Source organism: Streptomyces sp. NPDC048258 (assembly GCF_043201995.1).
In the GTDB taxonomy this organism is placed as follows: Bacteria; Actinomycetota; Actinomycetes; order Streptomycetales; family Streptomycetaceae; genus Streptomyces.
Genome location: NZ_JBICZH010000011.1, coordinates 179,581 through 202,969 on the forward strand (window position 1 = coordinate 179,581; position 23,389 = coordinate 202,969).

General features: G+C 70.4%; 22 protein-coding genes. 13 read left to right on the forward strand and 9 right to left on the reverse strand.

What is annotated here, in order from left to right; translation table 11 throughout:
- The first annotated feature begins 1 nt into the window (after nt 1).
- The 4 genes from tpiA to pgi all read left to right on the forward strand — a co-directional run bounded on the left by tpiA (nt 2) and on the right by pgi (nt 3,506).
- Nucleotides 2-790 carry a triose-phosphate isomerase gene (gene tpiA / locus ACGFYQ_RS25000; protein WP_393747424.1) on the forward strand — a complete coding sequence of 263 codons (789 nt, stop codon included), beginning with the start codon at nt 2-4 and terminating at the stop codon, nt 788-790.
- A gap of 141 nt (nt 791-931) precedes the next feature.
- A complete protein-coding gene (gene secG / locus ACGFYQ_RS25005; protein WP_150522109.1) occupies nt 932-1,162 on the forward strand; it encodes a preprotein translocase subunit SecG in 231 nt (76 codons plus the stop codon).
- A 180-nt stretch (nt 1,163-1,342) separates the two neighbouring features.
- Nucleotides 1,343-1,678: an RNA polymerase-binding protein RbpA gene (locus ACGFYQ_RS25010; protein ID WP_007263454.1), complete on the forward strand. Its 336-nt coding sequence runs from the start codon at nt 1,343-1,345 to the stop codon at nt 1,676-1,678.
- Between the two features lie 172 nt (nt 1,679-1,850).
- Nucleotides 1,851-3,506 (forward strand): glucose-6-phosphate isomerase, encoded by a 1,656-nt coding sequence (gene pgi, locus ACGFYQ_RS25015; RefSeq protein WP_393747644.1) that lies wholly within the window; start codon nt 1,851-1,853, stop codon nt 3,504-3,506.
- 59 nt (nt 3,507-3,565) lie between these two features.
- Here the strand turns inward: pgi and pgl are convergent, their stop codons facing one another.
- The 5 genes from pgl to tkt all read right to left on the reverse strand — a co-directional run bounded on the left by pgl (nt 3,566) and on the right by tkt (nt 10,422).
- A complete protein-coding gene (gene pgl / locus ACGFYQ_RS25020; RefSeq protein ID WP_393747426.1) occupies nt 3,566-4,345 on the reverse strand; it encodes a 6-phosphogluconolactonase in 780 nt (259 codons plus the stop codon).
- Between the two features lie 252 nt (nt 4,346-4,597).
- Entirely contained in the window at nt 4,598-5,620 is a 1,023-nt protein-coding gene (gene opcA / locus ACGFYQ_RS25025; protein WP_393747428.1) for a glucose-6-phosphate dehydrogenase assembly protein OpcA, read from the reverse strand.
- On the reverse strand, nt 5,617-7,143 hold the full coding sequence (zwf, locus tag ACGFYQ_RS25030; RefSeq protein ID WP_393747430.1) for a glucose-6-phosphate dehydrogenase: 1,527 nt from the start codon (nt 7,141-7,143) through the stop codon (nt 5,617-5,619). The genes opcA and zwf overlap by 4 nt, the downstream gene beginning before the upstream one ends.
- A 5-nt stretch (nt 7,144-7,148) precedes the next feature.
- A complete protein-coding gene (tal, locus tag ACGFYQ_RS25035; protein ID WP_393747432.1) occupies nt 7,149-8,267 on the reverse strand; it encodes a transaldolase in 1,119 nt (372 codons plus the stop codon).
- A gap of 34 nt (nt 8,268-8,301) precedes the next feature.
- The gene (gene tkt, locus ACGFYQ_RS25040; RefSeq protein ID WP_393747434.1) at nt 8,302-10,422 is read right to left on the reverse strand and encodes a transketolase; all 2,121 of its coding nucleotides are present in this window, start codon (nt 10,420-10,422) and stop codon (nt 8,302-8,304) included.
- A 298-nt stretch (nt 10,423-10,720) separates the two neighbouring features.
- On the opposite strand from tkt, the gene ACGFYQ_RS25045 reads away from it, so the two are divergent.
- From ACGFYQ_RS25045 to ACGFYQ_RS25055, 3 genes are all read left to right on the forward strand, one after another.
- Nucleotides 10,721-11,662 carry a heme o synthase gene (locus tag ACGFYQ_RS25045; RefSeq protein ID WP_393747436.1) on the forward strand — a complete coding sequence of 314 codons (942 nt, stop codon included), beginning with the start codon at nt 10,721-10,723 and terminating at the stop codon, nt 11,660-11,662.
- Between the two features lie 24 nt (nt 11,663-11,686).
- Nucleotides 11,687-12,022 carry a hypothetical protein gene (locus ACGFYQ_RS25050; RefSeq protein ID WP_393747438.1) on the forward strand — a complete coding sequence of 112 codons (336 nt, stop codon included), beginning with the start codon at nt 11,687-11,689 and terminating at the stop codon, nt 12,020-12,022.
- 127 nt (nt 12,023-12,149) lie between these two features.
- Complete coding sequence (locus tag ACGFYQ_RS25055; protein ID WP_393747440.1) at nt 12,150-13,244, forward strand: amidohydrolase; 1,095 nt, start codon at nt 12,150-12,152, stop codon at nt 13,242-13,244.
- Between the two features lie 13 nt (nt 13,245-13,257).
- Here ACGFYQ_RS25055 and ACGFYQ_RS25060 read toward each other — a convergent pair whose 3' ends face one another.
- From ACGFYQ_RS25060 to ACGFYQ_RS25075, 4 genes are all read right to left on the reverse strand, one after another.
- Nucleotides 13,258-14,247, reverse strand: coding sequence for a heme A synthase (locus tag ACGFYQ_RS25060; RefSeq protein ID WP_393747442.1), 990 nt, complete (start codon nt 14,245-14,247; stop codon nt 13,258-13,260).
- Between the two features lie 4 nt (nt 14,248-14,251).
- The gene (locus ACGFYQ_RS25065; RefSeq protein ID WP_393747444.1) at nt 14,252-15,385 is read right to left on the reverse strand and encodes a hypothetical protein; all 1,134 of its coding nucleotides are present in this window, start codon (nt 15,383-15,385) and stop codon (nt 14,252-14,254) included.
- Nucleotides 15,386-15,453: 68 nt separating this feature from the next.
- Complete coding sequence (locus tag ACGFYQ_RS25070) at nt 15,454-16,221, reverse strand: ABC transporter permease (RefSeq protein ID WP_393747446.1); 768 nt, start codon at nt 16,219-16,221, stop codon at nt 15,454-15,456.
- Between the two features lie 88 nt (nt 16,222-16,309).
- The gene (locus ACGFYQ_RS25075) at nt 16,310-17,236 is read right to left on the reverse strand and encodes an ABC transporter ATP-binding protein (protein WP_393747448.1); all 927 of its coding nucleotides are present in this window, start codon (nt 17,234-17,236) and stop codon (nt 16,310-16,312) included.
- 369 nt (nt 17,237-17,605) lie between these two features.
- Between ACGFYQ_RS25075 and ACGFYQ_RS25080 the strand changes: the two genes are divergently transcribed.
- The 6 genes from ACGFYQ_RS25080 (at nt 17,606) to ACGFYQ_RS25105 (ending at nt 23,364) form a co-directional block, all read left to right on the forward strand.
- On the forward strand, nt 17,606-18,367 hold the full coding sequence (locus ACGFYQ_RS25080) for a helix-turn-helix transcriptional regulator (RefSeq protein ID WP_393747451.1): 762 nt from the start codon (nt 17,606-17,608) through the stop codon (nt 18,365-18,367).
- Nucleotides 18,364-19,779 (forward strand): Fe-S cluster assembly protein SufB, encoded by a 1,416-nt coding sequence (gene sufB, locus ACGFYQ_RS25085; RefSeq protein WP_214930288.1) that lies wholly within the window; start codon nt 18,364-18,366, stop codon nt 19,777-19,779. The genes ACGFYQ_RS25080 and sufB overlap by 4 nt, the downstream gene beginning before the upstream one ends.
- A 61-nt stretch (nt 19,780-19,840) precedes the next feature.
- Nucleotides 19,841-21,019 (forward strand): Fe-S cluster assembly protein SufD, encoded by a 1,179-nt coding sequence (sufD, locus tag ACGFYQ_RS25090; protein ID WP_393747453.1) that lies wholly within the window; start codon nt 19,841-19,843, stop codon nt 21,017-21,019.
- On the forward strand, nt 21,019-21,336 hold the full coding sequence (locus ACGFYQ_RS25095; protein ID WP_362389983.1) for a bifunctional 3-phenylpropionate/cinnamic acid dioxygenase ferredoxin subunit: 318 nt from the start codon (nt 21,019-21,021) through the stop codon (nt 21,334-21,336). The genes sufD and ACGFYQ_RS25095 overlap by 1 nt, the downstream gene beginning before the upstream one ends.
- Before the next feature lie 7 nt (nt 21,337-21,343).
- Entirely contained in the window at nt 21,344-22,111 is a 768-nt protein-coding gene (gene sufC, locus ACGFYQ_RS25100) for a Fe-S cluster assembly ATPase SufC (RefSeq protein WP_266577883.1), read from the forward strand.
- Complete coding sequence (locus ACGFYQ_RS25105; protein ID WP_393747456.1) at nt 22,108-23,364, forward strand: cysteine desulfurase; 1,257 nt, start codon at nt 22,108-22,110, stop codon at nt 23,362-23,364. Before sufC ends, ACGFYQ_RS25105 begins: the two co-directional genes overlap by 4 nt.
- Nucleotides 23,365-23,389 lie beyond the last annotated feature (25 nt).

Consider the following 23,389-nt stretch of genomic DNA (forward strand, 5'->3'; position numbering starts at 1 on the left):
AATGACCGCAGTTGAAAACGGCCGCACCCCGCTGATGGCGGGCAACTGGAAGATGAACCTCAACCACCTCGAGGCCATCGCCCACACCCAGAAGCTCGCCTTCGCGCTCGCCGACAAGGACTACGACGCCGTCGAGGTCGCGGTCCTGCCGCCCTTCGTCGACCTCCGCTCGGTCCAGACCCTGGTCGAGGGCGACAAGCTGAAGATCAAGTACGGCGCCCAGGACATCTCCGCGCACGACTCCGGCGCCTACACCGGCGAGATCTCCGGCGCGATGCTCGCGAAGCTGAAGTGCACGTACGTGGCCGTCGGCCACAGCGAGCGCCGCCAGTACCACGCCGAGACCGACGAGGTCTGCAACGCCAAGGTCAAGGCCGCCTACCGCCACGGGCTCACGCCGATCCTGTGCGTCGGCGAGGGCCTGGACGTCCGCAAGGCCGGCCAGCAGGTCCCGTACACGCTGAACCAGGTCGACGGCGGCCTCAATGACATCCCGGCCGAGCAGGTCGAGTCCATCGTGATCGCGTACGAGCCCGTGTGGGCCATCGGGACCGGCGAGGTCGCCACCCCCGAGGACGCCCAGGAGGTCTGCGGGGCGATCCGCGGCCGTCTCGCGGAGCTGTACTCGCAGGAGCTGGCCGACAAGGTCCGCATCCAGTACGGCGGCTCGGTGAAGTCCGGGAACATCGCGGCGATCATGGCCCAGCCCGACGTCGACGGCGCCCTGATCGGCGGCGCGGCGCTGGACGCGGACGAGTTCGTGAAGATCGTCCGCTTCCGCGACCAGTAGGCAACGCTGTGAGTATGCGGTAGGACGGATCCGTCGTACCCTTGCGGGGGCCAGGAGGCTGAGCACCAGCCACTGGCCCCCGCGCACATCCAGCACAGCCGGAAAGCCAGAAAAGCCAGAAAGTAGGAATCAGCCGTGATTATGGGGTTCTCGATCGCCCTGATCGTCTTCAGCGCCCTGCTGATGCTGCTCGTGCTGATGCACAAGGGCAAGGGCGGCGGCCTTTCCGACATGTTCGGCGGCGGCATGCAGTCGTCCGTCGGCGGCTCCTCCGTCGCGGAGCGCAACCTGGACCGCATCACCGTCGTGGTCGGTCTGCTGTGGTTCGCGTGCATCATGGCGCTCGGCCTCCTGATGAAGTCGAGCAGCTGACCGTTCTGGCCATTCCGGCAGTCCGGTCGGTCCCGCCCGGCCTATCATGAGGTCCGGCGTCCAGGCGCGGAACCAGTAACTCCGCTCACTGGACGTGCGTTGGGCCTTACGTAGACTTGGGCGCCCGCGGCGGAAATTCCACTCACGCTCCGCGGCACCATCACGCAGGGAGTTACGACCGTGGCAAGTGGCAACGCGATCCGTGGTAGCCGGGTCGGCGCGGGGCCGATGGGCGAGGCCGAGCGCGGCGAGTCCGCGCCCCGCCTGCGCATCTCCTTCTGGTGCTCGAACGGGCACGAGACGCAGCCGAGCTTCGCCAGCGACGCGCAGGTGCCGGACACCTGGGACTGCCCGCGCTGCGGGTTCCCTGCCGGCCAGGACCGGGACAACCCGCCGGCACCGCCGCGTACCGAGCCGTACAAGACGCACCTGGCGTACGTACGGGAGCGGCGCACGGACGCCGACGGCGAGGCGATCCTCGCCGAGGCCCTCGCCAAACTCCGCGGCGAGATCTGAACGACCCGCAGACATGCGACATGAGGCCCGGTCACGCAGGAACTTCTCCTGCGTGACCGGGCCTCTTTGCGTGGGCCCGCGCCGAAGGCGTTGTCCGATACGCCGCTTCGGATCCCTTAAGTTGGAGCTCGGCGGGGCACGACAGGACGGAAGAAGTGGGTTGATGTCCGAGATGAACGCAGACAGCCGTACGAAGCTCAACCGGACGCCGGAGTGGCTCGCACTCGGCAAGCACCGGGAGGAGCTCGGGCAGACGCATCTGCGGGAGCTGTTCGAGGAGAATCCGGGCCGCGGCGCCGGCTACACCCTGCGCGTCGGGGACCTGCACATTGACTATTCGAAGCACCTCGTGACCGACGAGACGCTGACGCTGCTGCGCGAACTGGCGGCGGCGACGGGCGTGGCCGAGCTGCGCGAGGCGATGTTCCGCGGCGAGAAGATCAACGTGACCGAGGGCCGGGCGGTCCTGCACACCGCCCTGCGCGCTCCGGCGGACGCCGACGTCGAGGTGGACGGCGAGAACGTCGTCCCCGAGGTGCACGCCGTCCTCGACAAGATGGCCGCCTTCTCCGGCCAGGTCAGGTCGGGGCAGTGGACCGGCTCCACCGGCAAGCGCATCAGGAACGTCGTCAACATCGGCATCGGCGGATCCGACCTGGGTCCCGCGATGGCGTACGAGGCGCTGCGCGCCTTCGCCGACCGCGCCCTGACCGTGCGCTTCGTGTCCAACGTGGACGGCGCGGACCTGCACGAGGCCGTGCGGGACCTGGACCCGGCCGAGACGCTGTTCATCATCGCCTCCAAGACCTTCACCACCATCGAGACCATCACCAACGCCACCTCGGCGCGGGAGTGGCTGCTGGCGGGACTGGGTGGCGACCAGGCCGCCGTGGCACGGCACTTCGTGGCGCTGTCGACCAACGCCGAGAAGGTCACCGGGTTCGGCATCGATCCGGCCAACATGTTCGGCTTCTGGGACTGGGTCGGCGGCCGCTACTCCTTCGACTCGGCCATCGGCCTCTCCCTGATGATCGCGCTCGGCCCGGACGCCTTCCGGGAGCTGCTCGGCGGCTTCCACGCCATGGACGAGCACTTCCGCACGGCCCCGCCGGAGGAGAACGCCCCGCTGCTCCTGGGGCTGTTGGGCATCTGGTACGGCAACTTCTTCGACGCGCAGTCGCACGCGGTGCTCCCGTACAGCCACTACCTCTCCCGCTTCACCGCCTACTTGCAGCAGCTGGACATGGAGTCCAACGGCAAGTCGGTGGACCGCGACGGCAATCCGGTGGAGTGGCAGACGGGTCCGGTGGTGTGGGGCACGCCCGGCACCAACGGGCAGCACGCGTACTACCAGCTGATCCACCAGGGGACGAAGATGATCCCCGCGGACTTCATCGGCTTCGCGCGCCCGGTGGCGGAGCTGGGATCCTCGCTCGCGGCCCAGCACGACCTGCTGATGGCGAACTTCTTCGCGCAGACCCAGGCCCTGGCCTTCGGCAAGACGGCCGACGAGGTACGGGCGGAGGGCGCGCCCGAGTCGCTGGTCCCGCACAAGACCTTCCACGGGAACCACCCGACGACCACCATCCTGGCCACCGAGCTCACCCCGTCGGTGCTGGGGCAGCTGATCGCGCTGTACGAGCACAAGGTGTTCGTCCAGGGCGCGGTGTGGAACATCGACTCCTTCGACCAGTGGGGCGTGGAGCTCGGCAAGGTCCTCGCCAAGCGGGTCGAGCCCGCGCTGACGGAGGGCGCGGACGTACCCGGCCTGGACGCCTCGACGAAGGCCCTGGTGGCCGCCTACCGCGAGCTGCGCGGCCGCGGCTGACGAAGCCGGGAAACGGCGAAGCGCCCCGCACCGGTCGGTGCGGGGCGCTTCGCCGTACGTCAGGAGGCCGGCGGGTACATCCCGGAGGGGAGCTTCGCGGCCGCCGCGCGGTCCAGGAGCCACAGGGTGCGGGAGCGGCCGTGGGCGGCCGCCGCCGGAGCCTGGAAGTCCCCGGCGCCGCCGAGGGCGATGGAGACCGCGCCGGCCTTGTCCTCGCCCGCCGCCAGGAGCCAGACCTCGCGGGCCGCGCGGATCGCCGGGAGCGTCAGGGAGATCCGGGTGGGCGGGGGCTTCGGGGCGCCGTGGACGCCGACCACCGTGCGCTCGGTCTCGCGGGTCGCCGGGTGCTCCGGGAAGAGCGAGGCCACGTGGGTGTCCGGGCCGACGCCCAGCATCAGCACGTCGAAGCCGGGGACCGGGCCGTGGTCCTCCGGGCGGGCCGCCGCCGCCAGTTCGGCCGCGTACGCCTCCGCCGCGGCGTCCACGTCGTCCCCGTACGGGCCGTCCGAGGCCGGCATGACGTGTACCCGGGCGGGATCCACCGGGACGGAGTCCAGGAGGGCCGCACGGGCCTGGGTGTGGTTGCGTTCGGGGTCGTCGGCGGGGACGTAGCGCTCGTCGCCCCACCACAGGTCCAGCCGGGACCAGTCGACCGCGTCGCGGGCCGGGGCGGCGGCGAGCGCCGCGAGGAGGCCGTTGCCGTTGCGGCCGCCGGTGAGGACGACGGACGCGGTGCCGCGGGCCGTCTGTGCGTCCACGATCTTCGTGATGAGCCGGGCCGCCGTGGCCTGGGCCATCAGCTCCTTGTCCCGGTGGACGACGACCTGGGGAGTCGTCATACCCATGTGCTGCCGCCTTGTCGGTAGGTCTGGTGGTGCGGGTGCCGCTGCGCGGAGCCGTTCCCCCACCCCGCCCCTTCCCGAAACCAGGCTCGGCCCGGACCCGCGCCTCAAACGCCGGCAGGGGCTGAAAGATCCAGCCTCGCCGGCGTTTGAGGCGTGGGTGTCCCCCCGGACGGAGTCTGGGGGAGGGTCTGGGGCGGAGCCCCGGTTTCGGGAAGGGGCGGGGTGGGGGAGGCCCCGCAGGGCCCCTTACTTGGCCGCGGCCTTCTTGGCCGGCTTCGGCTTCGGGGCCGCCTCGGCCGGGGCCTCGGACGTGGCCTCGGGCTTCGCCGGGGCGGCGGCATCCGGGGACCGGAGCTTCGACACGCCGAACTTCAGCGACGTCTCGTACGTGTTGTCCGGGTCCAGCCGGCGCAGCTCCTCCGCCAGGAGCTCGGCCGTGTCACGGCGCTTGAGCGCCACCGCACGGTCCGGCTGCCCCGGCATGCACAGCGTGGCCAGAGCCCCGTCCGCCCGGTCCAGGACGATCGCGCCGTCCTTGGTCTCCAGGCGCACGGCCGTCAGGCCGGGGCCCGACGACAGCGTGCGCGTGACGGGGACCTGGAGCCGGTCCGCCAGCCACATGGCCAGCAGCTCGCAACTCGGGTTCTGGGCCTCGCCCTCGACGGTCGCCGAGGTGACCGACAGGTTCTGCTGGTCCAGCGCGGCCGCCAGCATGGAGCGCCACGGGGTGATCCGGGTCCACGACAGGTCCGTGTCCCCGGGCGCGTACGCCGCCGCCCGCGTGCCGAGGGCCCCGATCGGGTCCTCGCAGGCGTACGTGTCCGTGATCCGGCGCTGTCCCAGCGCACCCAGCGGGTCGCCCGCCAGGTCCGTGGGGGCGCCGTCCGGCCACCAGACCACCACGGGGGCGTCCGGCAGCAGAAGAGGGAGAACCACCGACTGGGCGTGGTCGACCAGTTCGCCGTGAAGGCGGAGCACCACCGTCTCGCCGGTGCCGGAGTCCGCCCCGACGCGGACTTCCGCGTCGAGACGGGCGCCCTGGCGGCTGCGCGGCGAACGGCTGACCCGCTTGACGACGACGACGATCCGCGAGGGGTGTTCGTGGGACGCGTCGTTCGCCGACTTGAGCGCGTCGTACGCGTTCTCCTCGTCGGTCACGATCACCAGCGTGAGGACCATGCCGATGGCGGGCGTGCCGATGTCCCGGCGCGCCTTCACCAACGCGGCATTGATCTTGCTGGAGTTGGTCTCCGTCAGGTCGATCTTCATGGCCGGCGCCAGCTCCGTCCGTCTCGTGCGAGCATCTCGTCCGCCTCGACCGGACCCCAGGTGCCCGCCGGGTACTGCGCGGGCTTGCCGTGCTTGTCCCAGTACTCCTCGATCGGGTCGAGGATGTTCCAGGAGAGCTCGACCTCCTGGTGACGCGGGAAGAGGTTCGCGTCGCCGAGGAGCACGTCGAGGATGAGCCGCTCGTACGCCTCGGGGCTCGACTCCGTGAAGGACTCGCCGTAGGCGAAGTCCATCGTGACGTCCCGGACCTCCATGGAGGTGCCCGGAACCTTGGAGCCGAAGCGGACCGTCACGCCCTCGTCCGGCTGGACCCGGATGACCAGGGCGTTCTGCCCCAGCTCCTCGGTCGCGCCCGATTCGAACGGGAGGTACGGGGCCCGCTTGAAGACCACCGCGATCTCGGTCACCCGGCGGCCCAGGCGCTTGCCGGTCCGCAGGTAGAACGGGACGCCCGCCCAGCGGCGGTTGTTGATCTCCAGGCGGATGGCCGCGTAGGTGTCGGTCTTCGACTTGGGGTCGATGCCGTCCTCTTCGAGGTACCCGACGACCTTCTCGCCGCCCTGCCAGGCTGCCGAGTACTGGCCGCGCACGGTGTGCTTGCCCAGGTCCTCGGGCAGCTCCACGGCGGTCAGCACCTTGAGCTTCTCCGCCACCAGCGCCTTGGGGTGGAAGGTGCCGGGCTCCTCCATCGCCGTCAGCGCGAGCAGCTGGAGCAGGTGGTTCTGGATGACGTCACGGGCCGCGCCGATGCCGTCGTAGTAGCCGGCCCGGCCGCCGATGCCGATGTCCTCGGCCATGGTGATCTGCACGTGGTCGACGTACGACCGGTTCCAGATCGGCTCGAACATGGTGTTGGCGAAGCGGAGCGCCAGGATGTTCTGGACGGTCTCCTTGCCGAGGTAGTGGTCGATCCGGAAGACCTCGTCACGTGGGAAGACCTCGTGGACGACCTTGTTGAGTTCCTCGGCGCTCTTCAGGTCGTGGCCGAAGGGCTTCTCGATGACGGCGCGCCGCCAGGAGCCCTCCTTCTGCGCCAGACCGTGGTCCTTGAGCTGCTGGACCACCTTGGGGAAGAACTTCGGCGGGACGGACAGGTAGAAGGCGAAGTTGCCGCCCGTGCCCTGCGCCTTGTCGAGGTCCTCGATCGTCGCCTTCAGGGTCTCGAAGGCCGCGTCGTCGTCGAAGTCGCCCTGCACGAACCGGCAGCCCTGCACCAGCTGCTGCCAGACCTCCTCCCGGAACGGCGTGCGCGAGTGCTCCTTGACGGCCTCGTACACCTCCTGGGCGAAGTCCTCGTGCTCCCACTCGCGGCGGGCGAAGCCGATCAGCGAGAAGCCCGGCGGAAGCAGGCCGCGATTGGCCAGGTCGTAGACGGCAGGCATCAGCTTCTTGCGCGACAGGTCACCCGTAACGCCGAAAATGACCAGGCCGGACGGCCCCGCGATGCGCGGGAGCCGCCGGTCCTGTGCGTCACGAAGCGGGTTCGCTCCGTTTACAGACAAGGTGTTCAGGCCTCCGTGGGGGCGAGGCGCTCAAGCTCCGCCTCGGTCGACTTCAGCAGGTCGTTCCAGGACGCCTCGAACTTCTCGACGCCCTCGTCCTCGAGCAGCTGCACCACATCGTCGTACGAGACGCCCAGCTTCGCGACCGCGTCGAGCTCGGCGCGCGCCTGCTCGTAGCCGCCGCGCACGGTGTCACCGGTGATCCGGCCGTGGTCGGCGGTGGCCTCCAGCGTGGCCTCCGGCATGGTGTTCACCGTGTTCGGGGCGACCAGGTCGTCCACGTACAGGGTGTCCTTGTACGCCGGGTCCTTGACGCCCGTCGAGGCCCACAGCGGCCGCTGCTTGTTGGCGCCGACACGCTCCAGGGCGTTCCACCGGTCGGAGGAGAAGACCTCCTCGTACGCCTCGTAGGCCAGACGGGCGTTGGCGAGCGCCGCCTTGCCCTTGAGGGCCTTGGCCTCGTCGGTGCCGACGGCGTCCAGGCGCTTGTCGATCTCGCTGTCCACGCGGGACACGAAGAAAGAGGCGACCGAGTGGATCAGGGAGAGGTCCAGGCCGGCGGCCTTGGCCTTCTCCAGACCGGCCAGGTACGCGTCCATGACCTCGCGGTAACGCGCCAGCGAGAAGATCAGCGTGACGTTGACGCTGATGCCCTTGCCGATGACCTCGGTGATCGCCGGCAGGCCGGCCTTGGTCGCCGGGATCTTGATGAGCGTGTTCGGGCGGTCCACCAGCCAGGCCAGCTGCTTGGCCTCGGCGATGGTCGCCGGGGTGTTGTGGGCCAGGCGGGGGTCGACCTCGATGGACACGCGGCCGTCCTGGCCGTCGGTGCGGTCGTAGACCGGGCGCAGGATGTCGGCGGCGTCACGGACGTCCGCCGTCGTGATCATGCGCAGGGCCTCGTCCACGGTGACCTTGCGGGTCGCGAGGTCGGTGAGCTGCTGCTCGTAGCCCTCGCCGCCGCTGATGGCCTTCTGGAAGATCGCCGGGTTGGTGGTGACACCGACCACGTGCGACTGGTCGATGAGCTCCGCCAGGTTGCCGGACGTGATGCGCTTGCGGGACAGGTCGTCCAGCCAGATCGCCACGCCCTCGTCGGAGAGGCGCTTGAGTGCGTCTGTCATGGGAATTGCATCTCCTACTGGTCTTGTACCGGTGTCAGCGCGCGGTGGCGGCGAGGCCACGGGTTTCATCGAGAGAAGCCTTGGCGGCGGCGGTCACGGCCTCGGCGGTGAAGCCGAACTCGCGGAACAGCACCTTCGCGTCGGCGGAGGCGCCGAAGTGCTCCAGCGACACGATCCGGCCGGCGTCGCCGACGTAGCGGTGCCAGGTCAGGCCGATGCCGGCCTCGACCGCGACGCGGGCCTTCACCGAGGAGGGCAGGACGCTGTCCTTGTACTCCTGGTCCTGCTCCTCGAACCACTCGACGGACGGCATGGAGACGACCCGGGTGGGGATGCCCTCGGCCTGCAGCTGCTCGCGGGCATCGACGGCCAGGTGCGTCTCGGAGCCGGTGCCGATGAGGACGACCTCGGCGGCTGTGCTCTCCCCCTCGGGGCCCTCGGCCTCGAACATCACGTAACCGCCCTTGGCGGCGTCCTCGTTGCGCTCGTAGGTCGGCACGCCCTGGCGGGTGAGCGCCAGACCGTGCGGGGCGCCCTTGCCGAACACCTTGGTGTGGCGCCGCAGGATCTCGCGCCAGGCGATGGCGGTCTCGTTCGCGTCGGCCGGGCGGACGACGTTCAGGCCCGGGATGGCGCGCAGCGAGGCCAGGTGCTCGACCGGCTGGTGGGTCGGGCCGTCCTCGCCGAGACCGATGGAGTCGTGCGTCCACACGTACGTCACCGGGACGTGCATCAGCGCGGAGAGGCGGACGGCGTTGCGCATGTAGTCGGAGAACACCAGGAAGGTGCCGCCGTAGATGCGGGTGTGGCCGTGCAGGGCGATGCCGTTCATGGCCGCGGCCATGGTGTGCTCGCGGATGCCGAAGTGGATGGTGCGGCCGTACGGGTCGGCCTCCGGCAGCGGGTTGCCCACCGGCAGGAACGAGGAGTTCTTGTCGATGGTGGTGTTGTTGGAGCCGGCCAGGTCGGCCGAGCCGCCCCACAGCTCCGGGATGACCGCGCCGAGCGCGGCGAGCACCTTGCCGGAGGCGGCGCGGGTGGCGACGCCCTTGCCGGCCTCGAAGACGGGGAGCTCGTCCTCCCAGCCCGCGGGCAGCTCGTTGGCGTTGATGCGGTCGAACTCGGCGGCGCGCTCCGGGTTGGCGGTGCGCCAGGCGGAGTAGTCCTTCTCCCACGCGGCCTTGGCCTCGCGGCCGCGGTCGAGCGCCTTGCGGGTGTGGGCGATGACCTCGTCGGAGACCTCGAAGGTCTGCTCCGGGTCGAAGCCGAGGACGCGCTTGGTGGCCGCGACCTCGTCGTCGCCGAGCGCGGAGCCGTGCGAGGCCTCGGTGCCCTGGGCGTGCGGGGCCGGCCAGGCGATGATCGAGCGCATCGCGATGAAGGAGGGGCGCTCGGTCTCGGCCTTGGCGGCCTGGAGGGCGGCGAACAGCGCCTTCGGGTCGAGGTCGCCGTTCTCCTGCTGCGCGACGCGCTGGACGTGCCAGCCGTACGCCTCGTAGCGCCCCAGGGTGTCCTCGGAGACGGCCGTCTCGGTGTCACCCTCGATGGAGATGTGGTTGTCGTCCCACAGCAGCACCAGGTTGCCGAGCTTCTGGTGGCCGGCCAGCGCGGACGCCTCGTGGGAGATGCCCTCCTGGAGGCAGCCGTCGCCCGCGATCGCGTAGATCATGTGGTCGAACGGGGAGGCGCCCTGGGCGGCCTCCGGGTCGAACAGGCCGCGCTCGTAGCGGGCGGCCATGGCCATGCCCACCGCGTTGGCGATGCCCTGGCCCAGCGGGCCGGTGGTGGTCTCGACGGCGGCCGTGTGGCCGTACTCCGGGTGACCGGGGGTCTTGGAGCCCCAGGTGCGGAACGCCTTGAGGTCGTCCAGCTCCAGGCCGAAGCCACCGAGGTAGAGCTGGGTGTAAAGGGTGAGGGACGAGTGCCCCGCGGAGAGCACGAAGCGGTCGCGGCCGACCCACTCATGGTCCGCCGGGTCGTGCCGCATCACCTTCTGGAAGAGGGTGTACGCGGCGGGGGCCAGGCTCATCGCCGTACCGGGGTGGCCGTTTCCGACCTTCTGTACCGCGTCAGCGGCCAGGATGCGGGCGGTGTCGACGGCCCGCTGGTCCAGTTCGGTCCACTCGAGCTCTGTGGTGGTCGGCTTGGTGCTCACCGTGGGTCAGGGCTCCTCTCCACATGTCTGTTCCCGGTGACGAACGGTCGCACCGGCGCGATTCCGAGCCTACCCCCGCGACGGCGTGCAGCTATTCGAGTGCCCACAGTCCGTCACCACGCCGGCAGCCCGTGTTCACCTCCCCGCCCCGTCCGATCAGCCCAACACGAAGCGACCCCCGCGCGGGGCGACGGAAGCGCAACGTCTAGAGTGGCGTGGTACGCGCAAGCCTCAACCACCCCTTCATGTACTGAACGGTGCGAGTCGGGGCTTGCTGGATTCTCTCTCAGGGGTGCGTGTGACGGCCGTCGAATCCCGTCCAGCGGGGGTGCTCGGGACGAGCCCCGTCCACCGGCCGTTCGGGGCCCGGGTCATGGCTTTCGTGGCATTGACCAAGCCGCGGATCATCGAACTTCTGCTGATCACCACAGTGCCGGTGATGTTCCTCGCCGAGCAGGGTGTGCCGTCGTTGTGGCTGGTCCTCGCGACCTGCTTCGGCGGTTACCTGTCCGCGGGCGGCGCCAACGCGCTGAACATGTACATCGACCGCGACATCGACGCGCTGATGGACCGGACCTCGCAGCGCCCGCTGGTGACCGGCATGGTCAGCCCGCGCGAGTGCCTGGTCTTCGGCATCACCCTCGGGGTGGTCTCCACCCTCTTCTTCGGGCTGCTGGTCAACTGGCTGTCGGCCGCCCTCGCGCTCGGCGCGCTCCTCTTCTACGTCGTGGTCTACACGATGCTGCTGAAGCGGCGCACCGCCCAGAACATCGTCTGGGGCGGTATCGCGGGCTGCATGCCGGTGCTCATCGGCTGGTCCGCGGTCAAGGACGAGGTCTCCTGGGCCGCGGTCATCCTCTTCCTCGTCATCTTCTTCTGGACGCCGCCGCACTACTGGCCGCTGTCCATGAAGGTGAAGGACGACTACGCGCGTGTCGGCGTGCCGATGCTCCCCGTCGTGGCGGGCAACAAGGTCGTGGCCCGGCAGATCGTCCTCTACAGCTGGGTGATGGTGGCGGTCTCGCTGCTGCTGACCCCGCTGGGGTACACCGGGTGGTTCTACACGGCGGTCGCGCTGGTGGCGGGCGGCTGGTGGCTGTGGGAGGCGCACGCGCTGCACGCTCGGGCCAAGGCCGGCGTGACGGGCGCGAAGCTCAAGGAGATGCGCCTGTTCCACTGGTCCATCACCTATGTGTCGCTGCTCTTCGTGGCGGTGGCCGTGGATCCCTTCCTCCGCTGATTACTCACCGGTAGCATGCCTTCCATGGCAGACACCACCGCAGACAAGAAGCAGGACCGCACGGCGGCGAAGCTGGCCAGGCAGATCGGCGCGTTCGCCGGGCAGCACGGCGGCGCCGAGGGCCACCTCGCCCACATCGGCCAGGCCGGCACCCGGATCGTGCTCGTGGGCACGGACGGCGAATGGGGCGACCTGGTGGCCCCGACCTTCGCGGCGGCCCAGCTGGCCGTCGAGAAGGCCGGACTGACCCTCCACGAGGAGTTCGACGGGGAGTTCGCCGCTCGCGTGCGCACCGGCCCGTACGAGTGGACGCGGATGGCCGGCATCCAGCTCGGCGGCCGGCAGAACCCGGCGGCCTAGCCTCCCCCGGACGCCGATCGGGGCCCGGAGTGGCCGCTCGGTCAACAGCGCGAGCAACACCTCACACCCCGCTCACCCGTTAGGACGTGTGGAAGCCCCTTCCTCACGTCCGCAACGGGATGCCCGGATGATCGAAACGCCGCCCCTGGTGGACCAGTACTGCCACGGAGTCCTCCGTACGGAGCTGGGCCTGGGCACCTTCGAGGCCCAGCTGATCCGCTCGGCCGGCCCGCCCGCCGCGGGCACCACCTTCTTCGACACGCAGACCGGCTTCGCGGTGCGCCGCTGGTGCCCGCCGCTGCTCGGTCTGGAGCCGCACTGCGCCCCCGCCCGCTATCTGGCCCGGCGGCGCGAGCTGGGCGCGGCCGAGTCCGCGCGGCTGCTGCTGCGGGGCTCGGGGGTCGGCGCCTACCTGGTCGACACCGGCGTGCCCGGGGACCTGACCGGCCCCAAGGAGCTGGCCCTCGCGGGGGACGCCGAGACCTTCGAGGCGGTCCGGCTGGAGCTGCTGGCCGAGCAGGCCGCCGACACCTCCGGGACGGTGGCCGCCTTCCTCGCCAATCTCGCCGAGGCCCTGCACCACGCCGCCGCCGGGGCCGTGGCCTTCACCTGCGGCGCGGCCGCCGATCTCCCGGTCCTCCTGGACCGTGCGCCCGAGCCGCCCGATCCGGGCGAGGTGCGCGGGGCGGCCGGGCGGTGGCTGGCCCGCCGGGCCAGGGGCGAACCCGTACGCGACCCCGTACTCCTGCGGCACCTGGTGTGGAGCGCGGTGGCGTCCGGACTGCCGCTCCAGCTGCACACGGGGGCGGGGGATCCGGTGCGGCTGACGCCGTTCGTACGGGCCACAGCGGGCCTGGGGGCGCGGCTGGTGCTGCTCGGCGGATACCCGTACCACCGGCACACGGCGCAGCTGGCCGCCGCCTTCCCGCACGTCTACGCCGATGCCGGCGCGGCCCTCGGGCAGACCGGGGCGCGGGCCGCGGCGGTCCTGGCCGAGCTGCTGGAGCTCGCCCCGTTCGGGAAGCTGCTGTTCTCCGGCGGCGGGCGGCAGCTGCCCGAGCTGCACGTGGTGGGCGCCCTGGTGTTCCGGGAGGCGCTGGGCCGGGTGCTGGGCGGCTGGGTCGGCGACGGGTCCTGGTCATGGCGGGACGCGGGGCGGGTGGCAGCCATGGTCGCGGCGGGCAATGCCCGCCGCGTCTACCGGCTGGACGAGCGGGCGTGAGCCGGGCCGCGGCTCAGACGGTGGAGAGCTGGGGGTCGCCCTGGGCCGGGATCTCGGCCTGCCCGGCCGGCCGCTCGCGCAGGCTCAGCGCGACCCGGAGCACCGCGATCCACACCAGGCAGGAGCCCAGCATGTGGGCGGCGACGAGGAGCTCGGGCAGCTCGGTGAAGAACTGCACGTAGCCGATGCCGCCCTGCGCGAGCAGCACGAACAGCAGGTCACGGGCGCGGGCCCGGGTGTCCAGGGGGGCGTCGACCACACGCAGCACCAGCCACATCGCCACGGCCAGCGCGCACACCACCCAGGCGGCGACGGCGTGCACATGGGCGGTGGCCGACCAGTCGAACGGCATCCGCCTGATCTCGCTGCGGTCGCCGGCGTGCGGTCCGGAACCGGTGACCACCGTGCCCGCGGCGATCAGTACGAAGGTGGCCGCGAGCATCGCCCACGCCAGCTTGCGCACCGGCCCGGGCACGCGCGGCCGGGGGGCGGAGTCGCCCTCCTGGGTGCGCTGCCAGGTCACCGTCGTCACGGCGATCAGCGCGGTGGCGAGCAGGAAGTGCCCGGCCACGCTGTAGGGGTTGAGACCCGTCATGACGGTGATGCCGCCGAGCACGGCGTTGGCCATCACGATGACGAACTGGACCCAGCCGAGCTTCGTCAGCGCCGTGCGCCAGGGCTTGGCAGAGCGGGCCGCGAGGATGACCCAGCCGACGGCCGCGCTGAGCACGTACGTCAGCATCCGGTTGCCGAACTCGATGGCGCCGTGGAAGCCCTGGGCCGGCGTCGCGACCAGGCTGTCGTCGGTGCACTTGGGCCACGTGTCGCAGCCGAGTCCGGATCCGGTCAGCCGCACCGCGCCGCCGGTGATGACGATGGCCACGCTCATGAGGAGCGCGGCGGCCGCGGCCCGCCGGACGATCCGGGGTGACGGCGTCCAGCGGCTGGCGATGTATGCGAAGGGGTTCAACACGGCCCCTATCGTATGCGGAGCCTTGTGCAAAGTTTCACGAGGGGGTCCCCGTGGGGGCGTCGGGGCCGGCGGCCAGCCGGAACCGCGCTCCGGCCGGGTCGCCCTCCGCGTGCCACCATAGGAGGACGCGCCAGTGGCCGCCGTCGCCGGGGTGGTCCGCCGAGTCCATGAACCCCCGTACCAATTCGGACCCTACGTCCTCGGCTGTCCTGTTTCTTACTTCTGTGGCGCTGTGCCACGGATGCTCCAGTACGTTCCACAGTCCGTCAGGACCGCGTACCTCGACGCGCCACACCGCGAGCCAGGGCGTGACCTCCAGCATCGTGCGCACCTGGTCGGCGCCGAGGCGCAGCCGGTCCGCGATCTCGGACTCCGCGAACCCCTGGACGCGGGCGGCCACCACGGCCTGGGGCAGCAGCCGTTCGGGCAGCAGCCGCTCGGCGCGCAGGCTCACCAGCGAATCGAAGGCCAGGAAGCGCAGCCGCAGTTCGAGCTGTCGCCCGATGTGGTCGAGGGCCGCCTCGGCCTCCTCGGACTCCTCCGAGCCGTGGTCCGCGAGCAGCAGGTGCCGGAAGTCCGACTCGGCGTCCACGGCCCAGGCCACCGCGTCCTCGGTGGAACCCAGCTCCGCGAGGCGGTCCCCGAGGAACACCTTGGCCTGGGCGAGGCCCCGGCGGTTGACCGGGTCCCGCTGGTCCAGGCCCGCCCACACCCCGACCGCGGTCCGGGTCGGGTCGCGGGCGCGCTCACCGGCCGCCCGCTCCATGGCGCTCGCCCCCTCCGTGGCGGCCCGCCCCAGCGGATGCCTCGGCAGCCGGTCCTCGTCGCTCAGCGGCCAGGCCAGCCACACCCCGTGGTTGATCAGCCCGCGGGCGTACCAGCGGGCGAACTCGGGGGAGTACGCGGCCGCGCGCTCGGAGCTGCGCAGCCCCTCCTCGATCATGGCGAGGGCGGACGCGCGGTCCCCGTCGGCGAAGCGCTGGGCGGCGCGGTCGGCGAGGCGCAGTCCCAGCAGCGCGGTGCAGTCGGGGTCGTCGGGACGGGTGCGCAGGGCCCCGATCAGCTCGTCGAGCAGCCGCTCGCGCTCCGCCGGCTCCGCGTGCGCCGCCCCCGACCGCACGCGTGCCCATCGGTCGTCCAGCCGTAGAACGGCCTCCCGCTGCACCATGTCCGCCCCCCGGCTTCATGTGTGGAGGCGCCCATCCTCGCGGCTGCGCCGTCGCGAGGGGAAGGGTTTCATTCCCAGCGGAAGAGCCGCGCCGCGGCGCCCAGACCGAGTACGGCCCAGGCCGCCAGCACGGCCACGTCGCCCCACGGCAGCGCGGCCCCGTGCTGGAGCACCTCGCGCAGTCCGTCGGACAGGGCGGAGATGGGGAGCAGCCCGAGGACGGACTGGACGGCGCCGGGGAACTTCTCCAGCGGCACGATCACCCCGCCGCCGACCAGCAGGAGCAGGAACACCAGGTTGGCGGCGGCCAGGGTCATCTCGGCCTTGAGGGTGCCCGCCATCAGCAGGCCCAGCCCGGAGAACGCGGCGGTGCCGAGCAGGAGCAGCGCCGCCACCGACAGCGGGTTCCCGTGCGGGGACCAGCCCAGCGCGAGGGCGATCACCGTCAGCAGGGCGATCTGGAGCACCTCGGTGACCAGGACGGACAGGGTCTTGGCGGCCATCAGCGCCCAGCGCGGCAGCGGGGAGGCCCCGAGGCGCTTGAGGACCCCGTAGCGGCGGTCGAAGCCGGTGGCGATGGCCTGGCCGGTGAAGGCGGTGGACATCACGGCGAGCGCGAGGACGCCGGGGGCCAGGAAGTCCACGGACTTCTCCGTCCCCGTATCGACGATGTCGACGGCGGAGAAGAGGGTCAGCAGCAGCGCCGGGATGATCACGGTCAGCAGCAGCTGCTCCCCGTTGCGCAGCAGCATCCGGGTCTCCAGTGCCGTCTGCGCGAGGATCATGCGGGAGACGGGGGCCGCCCCCGGGTTGGGGGTGAACGTGCCGGCGCTCATCGGCGCAGCTCCTTACCGGTCAGCTCCAGGCTGTGCCTTCTCGGGGGACAACCCCCGGAGCCCCGGCAGATGTCCATGGTGATCGGCGTCATGAACGCAGCTCCTTGCCCGTGAGCTCCAGAAAAACGTCCTCCAGGGTGTGCCGCTCCACCGAGAGGCTGTCCGGCATGACGCCGTGCTGTGCGCACCAGGAGGCGACGGTGGCGAGCAGCTGGGGGTGGACGTCGCCGGTGACCCGGTAGACGCCGGGGGTGAGCTCGGCGGCCTGGGTGCCGTCGGGCAGCGCCTTCAGCAGCGAGGCGAGGTCCAGGGACGGCCGGCCGGTGAAGCGCAGGGTGTTCTCGGCGCCGCCCCGGCACAGCTGGTCGGGGCTGCCGTGGGCGATGACCTTGCCCGCGTCCACGATGGCGACCTCGTCCGCGAGCTGCTCGGCCTCGTCCATGTGGTGGGTGGTGAGCACGACGGTGACCCCGTCGGCGCGCAGTTCCCGTACGAGGTCCCAGGTCGCCCGGCGGGCCTGCGGGTCCAGGCCGGCGGTGGGCTCGTCCAGGAAGACCAGCTCGGGGCGGCCGACGACGGCCATGGCGAGGGCCAGGCGCTGCTGCTGGCCGCCGGAGAGCCGGCGGTAGGGGGTGCGGCCGCAGCCGCCGAGGCCGAGGCGTTCCACCAGGGGGCCGACGTCGAGCGGGTCGGCGTACAGCGTGGCCATGTGGCGCAGCATCTCGACGGCGCGGGCCCCGGAGTAGACGCCTCCGGACTGGAGCATCACGCCGATCCGCGGGCGCAGCGCCTCGGCCCGGGCGACCGGGTCGAGGCCGAGGACGCGGACGGTTCCGGCGTCGGGGCGGCGGTAGCCCTCGCAGGTTTCGACCGTGGTCGTCTTGCCCGCGCCGTTGGGACCGAGGACCGCGGTGACGGAGGCCCTCCGGACGGTGAGGTCCAGGCCGTCCACCGCTGTCTTGGTCCCGTACCGCTTCACCAGTCCGCGGATCTCCACGGCGGGGTCGTTGCTCATGGGGGTTGAGTCTACGGAGCCGGGGGAGGGGTCCCGGGGCCCGGGGGCGGTGGCCGTTTTCGCCGCCGTCGGATTCGAACACCGCGTAGCAATCATGGTTATTTTCGGCTTGGCGGTCCTGGATGGCCCAGCGTCGTTCAGTGATCTTTTCCGGAATCCGAAGTTCGCCGTTCCGGGAACCGCCGCGGGCGGGGGATTGCTGGTGGGAGCCGTGCAGCGGTTCACCGGAGGCTCCGGGCGAGAATGCGGAGCGTCCCCCTCGGAATAACTCTGCGTCGATAAATTAGGTAACCCTTAGTGATGGAGGCCACCAGGAGTGGCCTCCATCACGGCTTGTCGCCGCTCGGTTAATTACGCAACAATGGCGTTGTGAAATACGGCGAACGGCAGATCGAGACCCCCCAGGGGGAGCTCGCGACCGGGGAGCGGTCCACCCGCAACCGGGTCGCGCGGTCCATCCTGGACCACGGTCCGTCCACCGTCGCCGATCTCGCCCAGCGCCTCGGCCTCACCCAGGCCGCCGTCCGCCGCCATCTCGACGCGCTCGTCGCAGACGACGTGGTCGCACCCCGTGAGCAGCGTGTGTACGGCGCGCGCACCCGGGGCCGGCCCGCCAAGGTCTTCGCACTGACCGACTGCGGCCGCGACGCCTTCGACCAGTCCTACGACACGCTCGCCGCGGACGCCCTGCGCTGGATCGCGCAGTCCGTCGGCGGCGGAGAGCAGGGAGAGGCGGCCGTCGCCGCCTTCGCCCGGTCGCGGATGGAAGAGCAGGCGAAGACCTACCGGGAAGCCGTCGACGCGGCCGCCCCGGAGGAGCGCACGGAGGCCCTTGCCAGGGCGTTGACCGTGGACGGGTACGCTGCTACGGCGAAGAGCGCTCCCGGTCCGCACAGCGGTGAACAGCTCTGCCAGCACCACTGCCCGGTCGCACACGTCGCCGAGCAGTTCCCGCAGCTCTGTGAGGCGGAGACCGAGGTCTTCTCCCGCCTGCTCGGGACACATGTGCAGCGCCTCGCCACGATCGCCCACGGCGACGGGGTGTGCACGACGTTCATTCCGCGTAGCGCGAGCACCACACAGACCGACACATCAGTATCTGCAAGTACGGCCGGGAGGAACCCCGCATGACCACGGAGACTGCTCACCCTGAGCTCGATGGCCTGGGCACCTACGAATACGGCTGGGCCGACTCCGACGCGGCCGGCGCCGCTGCCAAGCGGGGTCTGTCCGAGGATGTCGTCCGCGACATCTCGGCGAAGAAGTCCGAGCCCGAGTGGATGCTGAAGCTCCGCCTCAAGGGTCTCAAGCTGTTCGACAAGAAGCCCATGCCGAACTGGGGTTCCGACCTCTCGGGCATCGACTTCGACAACATCAAGTACTTCGTGCGTTCCACCGAGAAGCAGGCCGCTTCGTGGGAGGACCTGCCGGAGGACATCAAGAACACGTACGACAAGCTCGGCATCCCGGAGGCGGAGAAGCAGCGCCTCGTCGCCGGTGTCGCGGCCCAGTACGAGTCCGAGGTCGTCTACCACCAGATCCGTGAGGACCTGGAGGAGCAGGGCGTCATCTTCCTCGACACGGACACCGCGCTGAAGGAGCACCCGGAGCTCTTCCAGGAGTACTTCGGCACGGTCATCCCGGTCGGCGACAACAAGTTCGCGTCGCTGAACACCGCGGTGTGGTCCGGTGGATCGTTCATCTACGTGCCCAAGGGCGTCAAGGTCGACATCCCGCTCCAGGCCTACTTCCGTATCAACACGGAGAACATGGGCCAGTTCGAGCGGACGCTGATCATCGTCGACGAGGACGCCTACGTCCACTACGTCGAGGGCTGCACCGCCCCGATCTACTCCTCGGACTCGCTGCACAGCGCCGTGGTCGAGATCATCGTGAAGAAGGGCGGCCGCTGCCGCTACACGACGATCCAGAACTGGTCGAACAACGTCTACAACCTGGTCACCAAGCGCGCCGTGGCGTACGAGGGCGCGACCATGGAGTGGATCGACGGCAACATCGGTTCCAAGGTCACCATGAAGTACCCGGCCGTCTACCTGATGGGCGAGCACGCCAAGGGCGAGACGCTGTCGATCGCCTTCGCGGGCGAGGGCCAGCACCAGGACGCCGGCTCCAAGATGGTCCACATGGCGCCGAACACCTCCTCGAACATCGTCTCGAAGTCGGTGGCCCGAGGCGGCGGCCGTACCTCGTACCGAGGCCTGGTCGAGATCGGCGAGGGCGCCCACGGCTCGAAGTCCAACGTGCTGTGCGACGCGCTCCTGGTCGACACGATCTCCCGCTCGGACACGTACCCGTACGTGGACGTCCGTGAGGACGACGTCTCCATGGGCCACGAGGCCACCGTCTCCAAGGTCTCCGACGACCAGCTCTTCTACCTGATGAGCCGCGGTCTGACGGAGTTCGAGGCGATGGCCATGATCGTGCGCGGCTTCGTCGAGCCCATCGCGCGCGAGCTGCCCATGGAGTACGCCCTGGAGCTGAACCGGCTGATCGAGCTGCAGATGGAGGGTTCGGTCGGTTAGTCCCGACCGCCCGAGTCCCGCAGACATTCTTTTGACGTAGGAAGAGAGCACGAAGACAGCCATGGCTGAGGCTCAGAACATTCCGGCGGGGTCGACCACCGCCGGCGCGATCGCGGTGGCCGCCGAGTCGACCGTCGCCACCCGGATGAGTGCGCCCCCGTCCTTCGACGTGGCGGACTTCCCCGTGCCCCACGGCCGCGAGGAGGAGTGGCGGTTCACCCCGCTCGCCCGCCTGCGTGGTCTGCACGACGGCACCGCGGTCGCCAACGGCACCATGAAGGCCCAGATCGACGCGCCCGAGGGCGTCACGGTCGAGTCGGTGGAGCGCGGCGACGCGCGCATCGGCAAGGCCGGCACCCCGGTGGACCGGATCGCCGCCCAGGCGTTCTCGTCCTTCGCCAAGGCCACGGTCGTCACCGTGCCCAAGGAGGCCGTCCTGACCGAGCCGGTGCGCGTGACGCTGCACGGCGAGGGCGGTACGACCTTCGGCCACACCGTCTTCGACGTGCAGGCCTTCGCCGAGGCCGTCATCGTCATCGACCACACCGGTGACGGCGTGCGCGCCGCCAACGTCGACTTCCTGATCGGCGACGGCGCCAAGCTCACCGTCGTGTCCGTGCAGGACTGGGACGACACCGCCGTCCACGTCTCCCAGCACAACGCGCTGGTCGGCCGCGACGCGACCTTCAAGTCGATCGTGGTCACCTTCGGCGGCGACGTCGTACGCCTGCACCCGCGGGTCAGCTACGCCGGCCCCGGCGGCGAGGCCGAGCTCTTCGGCCTGTACTTCACGGACGCCGGCCAGCACCAGGAGCACCGCCTCCTGGTCACGCACGACGCCCCGCACTGCAAGTCGAACGTGGTCTACAAGGGCGCGCTCCAGGGCCAGGACGCCCACGCCGTCTGGATCGGTGACGTGCTCATCGAGAAGACCGCCGAGGGCACCGACACCTACGAGATGAACCGCAACCTCGTCCTCACGGACGGCGCGCGGGTCGACTCGGTGCCGAACCTGGAGATCGAGACCGGCGAGATCGTCGGCGCCGGCCACGCCTCCGCGACCGGCCGTTTCGACGACGAGCAGCTCTTCTACCTGCAGGCCCGCGGCATCACGGCCGACGATGCCCGCCGCCTGGTCGTGCGCGGCTTCTTCGCCGAGCTCGTCCAGCAGATCGGTGTCGACGACATCGAGGAGCGCCTGCTCGCCAAGATCGAGACCGAGCTCCAGGGCTCCGTCTGATGAACTACGTCAAGGCCTGTGCGCTGAGCGAGCTGGAGGAGAACTCCCCCAAGCGGGTGGAGCTCGACGGCACGCCGGTGTCCATCGTCTCCACCGAGGGCGAGGTGTTCGCGATCAACGACATCTGCTCGCACGCGAACGTCTCGCTCTCGGAGGGCGAGGTCGAGGACTGCATGATCGAGTGCTGGCTGCACGGGTCTTCCTTCGACCTGCGCACCGGCAAGCCCTCGGGCCTGCCCGCGACGCGCCCCGTACCCGTATACCCCGTAAAGATCGAAGGGGACGACGTGCTCGTCTCCCTCACCCAGGAGTCCTGAGGTATCCATGGCAACGCTTGAAATCCACGACCTGCACGTCTCCGTCGAGGCCGAGAACGGCGCCCGCGAGATCCTCAAGGGCGTCGACCTCACCGTCAAGCAGGGTGAGACGCACGCCATCATGGGTCCGAACGGCTCCGGCAAGTCCACCCTGGCGTACTCGCTCGCCGGTCACCCGAAGTACACCATCACCGGTGGCACCGTGACCCTCGACGGCGAGGACGTCCTGGAGATGACCGTCGACGAGCGCGCCCGCGCCGGCGTCTTCCTCGCCATGCAGTACCCGGTCGAGGTCCCCGGCGTCTCGGTCTCCAACTTCCTGCGCACCTCGGCCACCGCCATCCGCGGCGAGGCCCCGAAGCTGCGTACCTGGGTGAAGGAGGTCAAGTCCGCGATGGAGCAGCTCCAGATGGACCCGGCCTTCGCCGAGCGCAACGTCAACGAGGGCTTCTCCGGCGGTGAGAAGAAGCGCCACGAGATCCTGCAGCTGGAGCTCCTGAAGCCGAAGATCGCGATCCTCGACGAGACCGACTCCGGCCTCGACGTCGACGCGCTGCGCCAGGTCTCCGAGGGCGTCAACCGCGTCCGCGCGACCGGTGAGGTCGGCACGCTGCTGATCACGCACTACACGCGGATCCTCCGCTACATCAAGCCCGACTTCGTCCACGTCTTCTCGGAAGGCCGCATCGTCGAGTCCGGCGGTGCCGAGCTCGCCGACAAGCTGGAGGCGGAAGGCTACGAGGCGTACAGCACGAAGGGTGGCGCGACCGCGTGACACAGCTGCCTGGCCTCCTCGACATCGAGGCGATCCGCAAGGACTTCCCCCTGCTGGATCGTGTGGTCCACGACGGGAAGAAGATCGTTTACCTGGACAACGCGGCGACTTCGCAGAAGCCGCGCCAGGTGCTCGACGCGCTGAACGAGTACTACGAGCAGCACAACGCCAACGTCCACCGCGGCGTGCACGTGCTCGCCGAGGAGGCCACGGCGCTGTACGAGGGCGCTCGCGACAAGGTCGCCGCCTTCATCAACGCGCCGAGCCGCGACGAGGTGATCTTCACCAAGAACGCCTCGGAGTCGCTCAACCTGGTCGCGAACATGCTCGGCTGGGCGGACGAGCCCTACCGGGTCGACCGCGAGACCGAGATCGCCATCACGGAGATGGAGCACCACTCCAACATCGTCCCGTGGCAGCTGCTCTCGCAGCGCACCGGCGCGAAGCTGAAGTGGTTCGGCCTCACCGACGACGGCCGGCTCGACCTGTCCAACATCGAAGAGGTCATCACGGAGAAGACGAAGATCGTCTCCTTCACGCTGGTCTCCAACATCATGGGCACGATCAACCCGGTCGAGGCGATCGTCCGGCGCGCCCAGGACGTCGGCGCCCTGGTGCTGATCGACGCCTCCCAGGCCGCCCCGCACATGCCGCTGGACGTGCAGGCGCTCGGCGCCGACTTCGTGGCCTTCACCGGCCACAAGATGTGCGGCCCGACCGGCATCGGCGTCCTCTGGGGCCGCCAGGAGCTGCTGGAGGACCTGCCTCCGTTCCTCGGCGGCGGCGAGATGATCGAGACCGTGTCGATGCACGCCTCGACCTACGCTCCGGCGCCCCACAAGTTCGAGGCGGGTACGCCCCCGATCGCCCAGGCCGTCGGCCTCGGCGCGGCCGTGGACTACCTGACCGCGATCGGCATGGACAAGATCGCCGCGCATGAGCACGCGATCACCGAGTATGCGATCAAGCGCCTCGCCGAGGTGCCCGACCTGCGGATCATCGGCCCCACCACGGCCGAGGACCGCGGCGCCGCGATCTCCTTCGTGCTCGGCGACATCCACCCGCACGACGTCGGCCAGGTGCTGGACGAGCAGGGCATCGCGGTCCGCGTGGGACACCACTGCGCGCGCCCGGTCTGCCTGCGCTACGGAATTCCGGCGACGACTCGAGCGTCTTTCTACCTGTACTCCTCTCCGTCCGATGTCGACGCGCTGATCGACGGGCTGGAGCACGTACGGAACTTCTTCGGATGACCGGCGAGTCGACGACGATGAGGCT

Excerpts from the sequence above, each read along its gene's own strand:
- pgl (WP_393747426.1), bottom strand. The coding sequence starts at position 4,345 with ATGACGACTCCCCAGGTCGTCGTCCACCGGGACAAGGAGCTGATGGCC.
- opcA (WP_393747428.1), bottom strand. The coding sequence starts at position 5,620 with ATGAAGATCGACCTGACGGAGACCAACTCCAGCAAGATCAATGCCGCG.
- sufD (WP_393747453.1), top strand. The coding sequence starts at position 19,841 with ATGGCTGAGGCTCAGAACATTCCGGCGGGGTCGACCACCGCCGGCGCG.
- ACGFYQ_RS25065 (WP_393747444.1), bottom strand. The coding sequence starts at position 15,385 with ATGGTGCAGCGGGAGGCCGTTCTACGGCTGGACGACCGATGGGCACGC.
- sufB (WP_214930288.1), top strand. The coding sequence starts at position 18,364 with ATGACCACGGAGACTGCTCACCCTGAGCTCGATGGCCTGGGCACCTAC.
- ACGFYQ_RS25070 (WP_393747446.1), bottom strand. The coding sequence starts at position 16,221 with ATGAGCGCCGGCACGTTCACCCCCAACCCGGGGGCGGCCCCCGTCTCC.
- ACGFYQ_RS25050 (WP_393747438.1), top strand. The coding sequence starts at position 11,687 with ATGGCAGACACCACCGCAGACAAGAAGCAGGACCGCACGGCGGCGAAG.
- ACGFYQ_RS25055 (WP_393747440.1), top strand. The coding sequence starts at position 12,150 with ATGATCGAAACGCCGCCCCTGGTGGACCAGTACTGCCACGGAGTCCTC.
- ACGFYQ_RS25095 (WP_362389983.1), top strand. The coding sequence starts at position 21,019 with ATGAACTACGTCAAGGCCTGTGCGCTGAGCGAGCTGGAGGAGAACTCC.
- pgi (WP_393747644.1), top strand. The coding sequence starts at position 1,851 with ATGAACGCAGACAGCCGTACGAAGCTCAACCGGACGCCGGAGTGGCTC.
- sufC (WP_266577883.1), top strand. The coding sequence starts at position 21,344 with ATGGCAACGCTTGAAATCCACGACCTGCACGTCTCCGTCGAGGCCGAG.
- tal (WP_393747432.1), bottom strand. The coding sequence starts at position 8,267 with ATGACAGACGCACTCAAGCGCCTCTCCGACGAGGGCGTGGCGATCTGG.
- ACGFYQ_RS25075 (WP_393747448.1), bottom strand. The coding sequence starts at position 17,236 with ATGAGCAACGACCCCGCCGTGGAGATCCGCGGACTGGTGAAGCGGTAC.
- secG (WP_150522109.1), top strand. The coding sequence starts at position 932 with ATGGGGTTCTCGATCGCCCTGATCGTCTTCAGCGCCCTGCTGATGCTG.
- tpiA (WP_393747424.1), top strand. The coding sequence starts at position 2 with ATGACCGCAGTTGAAAACGGCCGCACCCCGCTGATGGCGGGCAACTGG.